Source organism: Methanosaeta sp. UBA458 (assembly GCF_002496085.1).
GTDB classification, from domain to species: Archaea; Halobacteriota; Methanosarcinia; order Methanotrichales; family Methanotrichaceae; genus Methanothrix; species Methanothrix soehngenii.
Genome location: NZ_DAIK01000167.1, coordinates 1 through 2,111, shown reverse-complemented (window position 1 = coordinate 2,111; position 2,111 = coordinate 1). Strand labels below are relative to the sequence as shown.

Sequence of the window (2,111 nt, the reverse complement as noted above, 5' to 3'; positions counted from 1 at the left end):
ATAGGGAGCATGAGCTGAAGATGATAATATGATAATCACCGTTAGCGGCTCGCCGGGCACTGGGACCACCACCCTGGCCCGGGCTCTTTCTGTCCAGCTTGGCCTCTCCTGGGTCAACTCAGGGGAGCTGTTCCGCAAGATCGCCAGCGAGAAGAACATATCAGTCAAGGAGATGAACCGCATGGCAGAGAAGGGACCGGAGATCGATTATCTGATCGATGATGCCCAGAGGTCTCTGGCCAGAGAGGGACAGGGAGTCTTCGAGGGCAGATTGTCCGGGCACCTTCTGGATGCCGATCTCAAAGTTCTCTTGAAGTCCGATCTGAGGACAAGAGCGGAGCGCATATCCAAGCGGGAGTCCAAGCTGCTGGAGGATGCCTGTCAGGAGACGAGGCTGCGGGAGGAGAGCGAGGCCCGCAGGTACAAGAAATACTATAACATCGACATCAATGACCTCAACGTATACGATCTGGTGGTGGATACGGGCAGGTTCAATGAATCGGGAACTTTGGCCATAGTGCTGGCGGCGGCGAGGTCAAGGCAATGTCCGTGATTCACAGGCCTAAAAGGGAGGGTTCATCGTCATCCGGAGATCGAGGCTCCCGGCCACCCTCAAAATCCTCAAACCGGTCTGATAGACATTCGTCTTCCACTCGACCGCGCTCCTCTTTTCCTGAAAAAAAAGGTGCATATGTCGCATCCGGCTCCAAGACCCTTCCTGCGGACAAGAAGAGGTCGGTCCTGGTCAAAAGGAATGGTAAGACAGATCCCGCTTATGGCACTCCACCTCTCGAGCGGAGCCTGGAGATGCACCTTCGTTTAGGGGCGATCAATCTGGACAAGACCTCCGGGCCGACCAGCCATGAGGTTGTGGCCTGGGTGAAGAGGATTCTTGAGGTGGAGAAGGCTGGACATAGCGGCACTCTCGATCCCAAGGTGACTGGCATCCTGCCCGTTCTCCTGGGGGATGCAACAAGAGTTATGGATACCCTTCTTCTGGCGGGAAAGGAGTACATCTGCCTGATGCATGTTCATAAGCCAGTGCCCAAAAAGGGGATCACCGATGTCTGCGGTCAGTTTGTCGGACCCATACTGCAAAAACCTCCCCTGAAGTCATCCGTGGTCAAGGAATTGCGCACCAGGACCATCTATTATCTGGAGGTGCTGGAGATCGAGGGGCAGCATGTGCTGATGAGGGTGGGCTGCGAAGCTGGAACCTACATCAGAAAGCTATGCTACGATATCGGCCTTGCCCTGGGCACGGGGGCGAACATGGAGGAGCTGCGCCGGACCCGGGCCGGTCCTTTTCGCGAGGATGAAACCCTGGTCACCCTGCACCAGCTGATAGATGCCCATGTAAAATATATGGAGACAGGGAATGAGAACCTGCTTCGCAGGGTGATTTTGCCGGTGGAGGCAGCTTTAGTGCATCTGCCCCGACTGGTGATAGCGGACAATGCGGTGGATGCCATATGTCATGGCGCGCCCCTTGCTGCCCCCGGCCTATTAAGTCTGCAGACGGAGATCAATCGGGGCGATGGTGTGGTGCTCTTCACGCTGAAAGGAGAAGCAGTGGCCGTTGCCCAGGCGGAGCTCTCGAGCGAGGAGATGCTTGCCTCAAAGTCTGGAATCGTGGCTGCGACCGAAAGGGTAATAATGGAGCCGGGCACCTATCCGAAGGCGTGGAAGCTGGCTGAAAGGGACGGCTCCACCCAGCCGGAAACGAAGCGATAAAACCAAAAATCCAAACCTGTGCCGAGGTCGTCTAGCGGTAGGGCGCCAGCCTGGAGTGAGTTTCTCCTGGATAGCTGGTGACTCGCAAGGGTCTCGTGAGTTCGAATCTCACCCTCGGCGCTATTTTATCTGTAGGCCAACAAATCGTTCCAGGCTCTATTCCCGAAGGGAAAACGGACGGTCGTGGCCGGGTATGACGATATCCGCCATTTCTATAATCTTGTTCATGCTGGCCACGGCCAGGGCGCGATCGTAGTGCAGCGCTGGAGGAACCCTCTTTTGGTAGTTGCCTAAAGTGGGCAGGGCGTCCCCCGCTATCACCACTCTTCTGGAGGTCGGTGCCATTCCATCCCCCGGCTGGATGGCGGCATCGACCA

Annotated in this window: 2 protein-coding genes, 1 tRNA gene and 1 pseudogene; 3 read left to right on the top strand and 1 reads right to left on the bottom strand. The window is 56.5% G+C overall.

What is annotated here, in order from left to right; all coding sequences use genetic code 11:
- The first annotated feature begins 28 nt into the window (after positions 1-28).
- From cmk to BP822_RS12250, 3 genes are all read left to right on the top strand, one after another.
- Positions 29-553 (top strand): (d)CMP kinase, encoded by a 525-nt coding sequence (gene cmk / locus BP822_RS12260; RefSeq protein ID WP_286878384.1) that lies wholly within the window; start codon positions 29-31, stop codon positions 551-553.
- Positions 544-1,734: an RNA-guided pseudouridylation complex pseudouridine synthase subunit Cbf5 gene (locus tag BP822_RS12255; protein ID WP_286878383.1), complete on the top strand. Its 1,191-nt coding sequence runs from the start codon at positions 544-546 to the stop codon at positions 1,732-1,734. The genes cmk and BP822_RS12255 overlap by 10 nt, the downstream gene beginning before the upstream one ends.
- A gap of 20 nt (positions 1,735-1,754) precedes the next feature.
- Positions 1,755-1,854, top strand: a tRNA-Ser gene (locus tag BP822_RS12250).
- Positions 1,855-1,890: 36 nt separating this feature from the next.
- Here the strand turns inward: BP822_RS12250 and BP822_RS12245 are convergent.
- Positions 1,891-2,111 (bottom strand): annotated as a pseudogene (locus BP822_RS12245) (MBL fold metallo-hydrolase); the annotation flags it as partial.